Below are 8,096 nucleotides of genomic sequence, written 5' to 3'. Positions count from 1 at the left end.
AATGCCTGGAACCGTGGTGTAGTTGGCCTAACATGCCTGCCTGTCACGCAGGAGATCGCGGGTTCGAATCCCGTCGGTTCCGCCATTAATCCCAAAACAAAATAAGGCTCGGTAGCTCAGTCGGTAGAGCAGAGGACTGAAAATCCTCGTGTCGGCGGTTCGATTCCGTCCCGAGCCACCATGTAATCCTGGAGGATTAGCGAAGTGGCCAAACGCATCAGACTGTAAATCTGCTCCCGTACGGGTTCGGTGGTTCGAATCCATCATCCTCCACCAGTTTTCTCATGAGTCATTAGCTCAGTTGGTAGAGCACCTGACTTTTAATCAGGGTGTCGAAGGTTCGAGCCCTTCATGACTCACCATTATATGCGCGTGTGGCGGAATTGGCAGACGCACTAGACTTAGGATCTAGCGTCTTTGACGTGGGGGTTCAAGTCCCTCCACGCGCATCCTTTATTTGCGGAAGTGGCTCAGCGGTAGAGCATCGCCTTGCCAAGGCGAGGGTCGCGGGTTCGATTCCCGTCTTCCGCTTTAATATTTGCGCCCTTAGCTCAGCTGGATAGAGCGTTTGACTACGAATCAAAAGGCCGGGAGTTCGAATCTCTCAGGGCGCGCCATTATAACTTCATATGCCGGCGTGGCGGAATGGCAGACGCGCTCGACTCAAAATCGAGTGGGAAACCGTGGAGGTTCGAGTCCTCTCGCCGGTATACATAACGGGATGTAGCTCAGCTTGGTAGAGCACCTGGTTTGGGACCAGGGGGTCGCATGTTCAAATCGTGTCATCCCGATCTTATCGTATGCGGGTGTAGTTCAATGGTAGAACTTTAGCCTTCCAAGCTAATAGCGTGGGTTCGATTCCCATCACCCGCTTCAATAGAAAAGCAAAAGAGATATGGTGTATGCCATATCTCTTTTGCTTTTTTTATGCTTCAACGAATGTAATAACATTATCCAAGTCCAATAGGAGCAATATTCAACGCACATCCTTACCGAATTTTTAATATTATAAATATAAAACGCTTACAAAAATGTCTTGCCTAAATCAGCAAGCTGTATTACCATGTGAATTAAGCGCTTAACCTTTAGAGGTAAGGCGCTTAAACTTAACGTAGATTAAGCGCTTAACCTGTAAAGGGAAGGGAGACAATTAACGAATGGGAACAATTCGACTGACGATGGCACAGGCATTACTTCGATATTTAGATCAGCAGTACATTTTGGTAGATGGTGTAGAAACTAAGTTTGTAAAAGGTGTCATCGGTATTTTTGGGCACGGGAATGTGACTGGTATTGGAGAAGCACTGGAGCGTAGCCCGGGTACGCTGCGATATATGCAAGGAAAAAATGAACAAGGCATGGTGCATACCGCCACCGCTTATGCCAAGCAGAAGAATCGTAAACAAATCTATGCCTGTACAACCTCCATTGGACCAGGTGCGCTGAACATGATCACAGCGGCGGCAACAGCAACAGTCAATCGGATTCCTGTTCTACTGCTTCCCGGTGATAATTTTGCAACGCGAGAGCCTGATCCAGTGCTGCAGCAACTGGAAGTAAGTAGTGACTATACGATCTCAGCAACCGATCCCTTCAAAGCTGTCAGCAAGTATTGGGATCGAATCGTTCGACCAGAACAATTAATGATTGCAGCAACACAAGCCATGCGAGTATTAACTGACCCAGCAGAGACAGGCGCGGTAACATTGGCACTGCCGCAGGATGTTCAGGCAGAAGCATACGATTATCCAGAATCGTTCTTTGCTCGTAAAGTACACTACTTGGATCGCCGTCCACCAGTTCAAGCTGCACTGGAACGGGCAACGGAACAGATTGCCCGCAGTAAGAAACCACTGCTCATTGCCGGTGGCGGTGTATTGTACTCTGAGGCATCCGCACAATTAGCGGAATTCGCTGAGAGATTTGGTATTCCTGTTGCCGAGACGCAAGCCGGTAAAAGTGCTATACCGTGGAACCACCCGCTAAATGTGGGTGCCATTGGGGTTACTGGCTCCCTAGCAGCCAATAGGCTTGCAAGGGAAGCGGACGTTGTAATCGGTGTGGGAACTCGGTTCTCCGATTTTACGACGGCGTCTCGCTCTGCTTTTCAGCATCCGGAAGCTACTTTCATCAACATTAATCTTAATAGCATGGATGCCGCCAAATTAGGTGGAGAAGCCATTCTAGCAGATGCACAGGAAGGTCTACAGGCACTGCAAAAAGCATTGCAGGAGCAGCAGTACCAAACAGGATATGATGCAACTGAAGTTGCTGACTTGCGAGATGAATGGATTACAGAGGTAGATCGGCTGTACAGTTTAGAACATGCAGATGGTTTGGCACAGACTACTGCCGTTGGCGTTATTAATGAAACGATTGATCCATCTTCCGTTATCGTGTGTGCAGCAGGTAGTCTACCAGGAGACTTACATCGTCTGTGGCGAGCAGCAGAGCCGAAGACATATCACATGGAGTATGGATTCTCGTGTATGGGTTATGAGGTAAGCGGTGCATTCGGAGCTGCGCTTGCTGAGCCTGATCGTGAGGTATACGCCATGGTTGGCGACGGAAGTTATCTGATGCTGCATTCTGAACTGGTGACCAGCTTACAGGAACAGAAGAAGTTCACTGTTTTATTATTTAACAACAACGGATTCCAGTGTATCCATAACCTACAGCGTGAGCATGGAAGCGACGGGTTCGGTAACGAGTTCAGGTACCGGGATTCGGAGAGCGGAAGACTCTCTGGCGATTATATGCAAATGGATTTTGTTGCTCATGCCAAGAGTATGGGAGCGAAAGCTTACAAGGCTGAAACTGCGGAGCAGTTGGAGCAGGCACTCAAGGATGCTAGAAACGAGAACGTGACTACACTCATCGAGATCTCAGTCGTGCCGGGAACGAACGCAGGTGGGTACGAGTCATGGTGGAATGTGGGTGTACCGGAGGTTTCTACAGAAGAAAAGGTAATTCATGCTCATCAGGCAATGTTAACGAATCGATCCAAAGCAAGACCCATTTAATTCAGCACTGTTCACGATACGAAGCTATAGGCTGAACGACAAAGGAGATGTAAAGAAATGAACAAGTTGCCCTTTCAGCTCGGGGTTCATCCGATTAATTGGGTTGGAGAGGACGTGAAGGAACATGGCGATGCCACAACCTGTGAGCAGATTTTAGATGACATTCAGCGTCTCGGGTTAACAGGTACGGAGATGGGACGCAAATATCCAACCGATTCTGCAACGCTACGCGAGGAATTGAATAAGCGGAACATCCGTCTTGTTTCCCAATGGAAATCTGTGTTGCTATCAGACCCAGCCTATCGTTTATCCGAGCTGGACAGTTACCGTAGACACGCGGAATTTTTACAGTCGATGGGTAGTAAGGTGATTAGTACGGCTGAGGTAGGGGGTTCGCTGCATTTTGACCCACGGCGCACACCGCATGAAAAAGAAGTATTAAGACTTAGCGAATCGGAATGGCATACATTTGCTGATGGCTTGAATGCAGCTGGAGCTATCGCTCAAGAGTATGGGCTCAAGCTCACATATCACCACCATGGCGGCACTGTGGTAGAGCAGCCAGATGAAATTGACCGTCTTATGGAGCTCACCGATCCTTCACTGGTGTACCTCCTGTACGATACGGGTCATGCCTATTACGGTGGTGCAGATCCACTTACAGTGCTTCGTAAACATTATGACCGTATAGCCTATATTCACCTGAAGGATATTCGTCCACATGTGCTTGATGAGGCAAGGGAGGCACAATCTGATTTTGTCGGTTGTATTCGTAGAGGAGTGTTTACTGTACCGGGTGACGGATGTATTGACTTTGCACCAATTCTTCAGGAATTGATCACGCGAGGATATGACGGCTGGGCGATGCTCGAAGGGGAACAAGATCCAGCAATTCATAATCCTTATGAGTATGCGAAACGCTCTCTGCAATACATGGAATCCCTAATTGGGTAGTCTACGAACTGGTTCAAAAAATAGATAAAGATACTACCGAACGATATCAAGTCAGCAGAGGTATTTAGACTTCCACCAGAGTCAATAGCGCTAGCTTTACAGAGGAATATAATGGATTTTTAGTAACTCATAGAGAGCCATAAAAACTTATTCAGAGGATTCATCAATGACTGTTAGTAAGATAGACGATTAGTACTGAGCTAACAAAGCGACCAAGACTCAATCTGATTCATTAAATATTTCCCTTAGAAAGGGGTTCAATGGTAATGACCTACGTATCCTTTCCGGTATCCAGAAAGCTAGACTTCACTGCGATTGGCCGATTATGCATCGACCTTAATGCCAACGAGATCAACCGCCCTATGGAAGAAACGATGACGTTTACGAAATATGTAGGTGGCTCTCCCGCCAATATTACGATTGGCATGTCAAGGCTTGGCATGAAGACAGCATTTATTGGCAAGATCGCAAACGATCAGATGGGACGCTTCATCCAAAGTTATCTGGAGCAGAACACCATCGACACCTCCAATGTTGTATCGGACGATACGGGGGCAGTTACAGGACTTGCATTTACAGAGATCAAAAGCCCGACCGATTGCAGCATTCTGATGTACCGGGATAACGTAGCTGATCTGAAGTTGCAGCCGCGTGAGGTGCAAGAGCAACTCATTGCAGATTCCAGCGTGCTCTTGATTTCTGGTACTGCGCTAGCTCAGAGTCCTTCTCGTGAAGCGGTATTACAGGCACTAACTTATGCGAAGAGACATGGAACAGTCATTGTGTTTGATCTAGATTACCGTCCATATACATGGTCTTCAGCAGAAGAAACAGCGGTATATTACAATTTGGCAGCGGAGAAGTGTGACATCATTTTAGGTACTCGCGAAGAGTTCGATATGATGGAAACATTTGATCATAACCCAGAGCATAACGATCAGGTAACCGCTCAGAAATGGTTCGACTTTGATGCCAAAATCGTAGTGATCAAACACGGCAAGGAAGGTTCCATTGCGTACACAAGAGAAGGGCTGTCTCACCGTGCGGATAGTTATCCAGCGCGTGTTGTCAAAACATTTGGAGCCGGAGATTCTTACGCAGCCGGATTCCTATATGGTCTGATGCAAGGATGGACGATTGAACGCAGTATGGGGTATGGTGCAGCAGCAGCCAGCATTGTCATCTCCAGTCACAGTTGTTCGGATGCAATGCCTACGGTGGAACAGGTGAATGAATATATCGCACGTTGTAATCGAGGCGAAATCACAGTGTGATCGTTGGATCGCATCATTACTCTGAAATGCAGATACGTTTACCGAGGATCATATACTAATTTATTAGTTAACTATATAAGTGCAACTGAACCTTCTTTAGTTGAACCTATATAATTTAACGGATTAACTTCACTACTGCCATTTCAGGCATAGGTAAGTTCATAGGGCACGTCTATACGAAGGGGGACTAGGTTATGACAAAAGGAACATCGGAGACATCGACAAATGTGACAATGGTACAAAACTGGATCGGGGGGACTTGGGTGACTCCAACATCTACCCGTACGGAGCCTGTTGTGAATCCAGCTACGGAAGAGATCATCGCATATGTGCCACTTTCTGAGCGAGCAGATGTAGATCAGGCTGTTGAAACAGCACGTGAGGCATTCCGATCCTGGAGTGTTACCCCGGTGCCGCGCCGTGCACGGATTTTGTTCCGTTATCAGCAGTTGCTCGTAGAACATTGGGAAGAGCTTGCAAGACTGGTCACACTGGAAAATGGTAAAAGTTACGCAGAGGCCTACGGCGAAGTTCTGCGTGGTATTGAATGCGTTGAATTCGCAGCAGGTGCCCCGAATCTCATGATGGGTAAACAATTACCTGACATCGCCACCGGACTGGAGTCAGGTATGTACCGGTACCCTGTAGGCGTAATTGGCGGGATTACTCCATTCAACTTCCCGATGATGGTACCGTGCTGGATGTTCCCGCTAGCTATCGCCTGCGGAAATACATTTGTCCTGAAGCCATCGGAGCGTACACCTCTGCTGGCAGGGCGCTTGGCAGAGCTATTCAAGGAAGCTGGACTACCGGATGGTGTGCTTAATATCGTTCACGGTGCACATGATGTCGTGAACGGATTGCTTGAGCATAAGCAGATTCAAGCGATCTCTTTTGTCGGATCACAGCCTGTGGCTGAATACATCTATAAAACTGCTTCCGCTCATGGTAAACGGGTACAGGCACTAGCTGGTGCTAAAAACCACTCTATCGTTATGCCAGATGCTGACCTTGACCTCACGGTGAAAGAGATTACTAGCGCGGCGTTTGGCTCGGCGGGAGAGCGCTGTATGGCGTGTTCAGTGGTTGTGGCTGTAGGCGATGTTGCAGACACACTTGTAGAGAAGCTGGTGGAAGCAGCAGATCGAATTACCATTGGTAATGGTCTGGATGAGGGAGTGTTCTTAGGCCCAGTCATTCGCGCGGGACATAAAGAACGTACACTGGGTTATATCGAGGCCGGAGAGCAAGAAGGAGCGGCATTGATTCGGGACGGACGTAAGGATAAGGCGAGCGGGGAAGCAGGCTACTTTGTAGGACCAACCGTATTCGATAAAGTAGATAGCACGATGAAAATCTGGAAAGATGAAATTTTTGCTCCGGTTCTTGCCGTAGCGAGAGTGGAGACGTTGGAGGAAGCGGTGGAGCTGGCAAACCGTTCTGATTTTGCTAACGGAGCGTGCTTGTTCACACGTAGCGGAGCTCACATGCGGCAATTCCGTGAAACCATTGATGCGGGTATGCTGGGCATTAACCTAGGCGTGCCAGCGCCGATGGCATTCTTCCCATTTTCCGGCTGGAAGAAATCATTCTATGGGGATCTTCATGCCAACGGGGCAGACGGCGTCGAGTTTTATACGCGCAAAAAGATGGTCACGGCTCGTTGGTAAGCAACGGGTGATCATCTGATCATAATGAAGCCGAAGTAAGTCATGGGAGACAGGATATGCATACAGGGAGGTAGCGGGATGGGCAAGGACAAGGTGAGAGTGGGTATTATTGGCGCAGGACGAATTGGTAAAATTCATGCCGACAATTTGTTGTGCAATCCTCATGTGCAGATCGTGGGAATAAGTGATCTATTTGCAGGGCCAGAGCTGGAAGCTTGGGCATCAATGCGTGGTATCTCAGTGGTAACAACGAACAGTACAGAGCTTATTGAACACCCTGATGTGGATGCTGTATTGATCTGTTCATCAACAGACACTCATGTGCCACTTATTGAATTAGCGGCGCAAGCAGGTAAGCATATTTTTTGTGAGAAACCAGTGAGTATGGATCTTCATCAGACAGAGGCAGCAGTAGCGGCTGTTCAGCAGGCAGGAGTGAAGCTACAGATCGGATTCAATCGCCGCTTTGATCATAATTTCAGACAGGTGCGCGCACATGTACAGGATGGATCCATCGGAGAACCTCATATTATCAAGATTACCTCTCGTGACCCTAGCCCGCCGCCTGCGGAGTATATCCGGGTATCCGGTGGGATTTTCATGGATATGATGATTCATGATTTTGATATGGCTCGTTATCTCTCAGGCAGTGAAGTAGAGGAAGTGTATGCTCAAGGCAATGTGCTGGTGGACCCCGTATTTGCTGAATATGGAGATGTGGATACCGCGATTGTGACGATGAATTTTGCTAATGGAGCCATTGGTGTTATTGATAATAGCCGCCGTGCGGTATACGGATATGACCAACGTGTGGAAGTGTTTGGATCAATGGGTAGCACTGCGGCTGCCAACGATCATCCGAATACAGTAGAGCTTAGCACAGCCACGGGTTTGCTGCGGGACAAACCACTCCACTTTTTCCTTGAACGTTACAATGAAGCGTATGTACAAGAAACAGCGCTGTTTATAGAGGCTATTCTGAAGGATACACCTGTGATCGTGGATGGTCATGATGCGGTTCAGGCAGAGCGGATTGCATATGCGGCTCGGATGTCACTCCAACAGGGAAGACCGATCAAGCTTCGTGAGGTAACGAGTGTATCAGTGGATTCGCAGACGGCTGTTCAATCTTAAGCAAACAAGTTAACTGCTATCGCTTTTTGTTCTAAAATTGC

5 protein-coding genes and 10 tRNA genes are annotated in these 8,096 nt (G+C 48.0%); all 15 read left to right on the top strand.

Annotation, left to right across the window (positions count from 1 at the left end; genetic code table 11):
• Positions 1-7 precede the first annotated feature (7 nt).
• Positions 8-85, top strand: a tRNA-Asp gene (locus J2T19_RS27690).
• A gap of 20 nt (positions 86-105) precedes the next feature.
• Positions 106-181, top strand: a tRNA-Phe gene (locus J2T19_RS27685).
• Between the two features lie 9 nt (positions 182-190).
• Positions 191-276, top strand: a tRNA-Tyr gene (locus J2T19_RS27680).
• Positions 277-286: 10 nt separating this feature from the next.
• Positions 287-362, top strand: a tRNA-Lys gene (locus J2T19_RS27675).
• A 6-nt stretch (positions 363-368) separates the two neighbouring features.
• A tRNA-Leu gene (locus J2T19_RS27670) sits at positions 369-449 on the top strand.
• Between the two features lie 10 nt (positions 450-459).
• Positions 460-531 (top strand) — tRNA-Gly (locus J2T19_RS27665).
• Between the two features lie 9 nt (positions 532-540).
• Positions 541-617: transfer RNA gene (locus tag J2T19_RS27660), tRNA-Arg, on the top strand.
• A 14-nt stretch (positions 618-631) separates the two neighbouring features.
• Positions 632-710: transfer RNA gene (locus tag J2T19_RS27655), tRNA-Leu, on the top strand.
• Positions 711-717: 7 nt separating this feature from the next.
• A tRNA-Pro gene (locus tag J2T19_RS27650) sits at positions 718-791 on the top strand.
• An 11-nt stretch (positions 792-802) separates the two neighbouring features.
• A tRNA-Gly gene (locus J2T19_RS27645) sits at positions 803-873 on the top strand.
• Positions 874-1,157: 284 nt separating this feature from the next.
• Positions 1,158-3,023: a 3D-(3,5/4)-trihydroxycyclohexane-1,2-dione acylhydrolase (decyclizing) gene (gene iolD / locus J2T19_RS27640; protein WP_307221634.1), complete on the top strand. Its 1,866-nt coding sequence runs from the start codon at positions 1,158-1,160 to the stop codon at positions 3,021-3,023.
• Between the two features lie 57 nt (positions 3,024-3,080).
• Positions 3,081-3,977 carry a myo-inosose-2 dehydratase gene (gene iolE, locus J2T19_RS27635; protein ID WP_307221633.1) on the top strand — a complete coding sequence of 299 codons (897 nt, stop codon included), beginning with the start codon at positions 3,081-3,083 and terminating at the stop codon, positions 3,975-3,977.
• Positions 3,978-4,243: 266 nt separating this feature from the next.
• The gene (gene iolC, locus J2T19_RS27630) at positions 4,244-5,251 is read left to right on the top strand and encodes a 5-dehydro-2-deoxygluconokinase (RefSeq protein ID WP_307221632.1); all 1,008 of its coding nucleotides are present in this window, start codon (positions 4,244-4,246) and stop codon (positions 5,249-5,251) included.
• 194 nt (positions 5,252-5,445) lie between these two features.
• Positions 5,446-6,921, top strand: coding sequence for a CoA-acylating methylmalonate-semialdehyde dehydrogenase (locus J2T19_RS27625; RefSeq protein ID WP_307221631.1), 1,476 nt, complete (start codon positions 5,446-5,448; stop codon positions 6,919-6,921).
• Between the two features lie 78 nt (positions 6,922-6,999).
• The gene (gene iolG / locus J2T19_RS27620) at positions 7,000-8,055 is read left to right on the top strand and encodes an inositol 2-dehydrogenase (RefSeq protein ID WP_307221629.1); all 1,056 of its coding nucleotides are present in this window, start codon (positions 7,000-7,002) and stop codon (positions 8,053-8,055) included.
• Positions 8,056-8,096 lie beyond the last annotated feature (41 nt).

This window comes from Paenibacillus tundrae (assembly GCF_030812775.1).
In the GTDB taxonomy this organism is placed as follows: Bacteria; Bacillota; Bacilli; order Paenibacillales; family Paenibacillaceae; genus Paenibacillus; species Paenibacillus tundrae_A.
The sequence above is the reverse complement of the archived record's forward strand: the minus strand, read 5'-3'. Positions and strand labels throughout refer to the sequence as shown.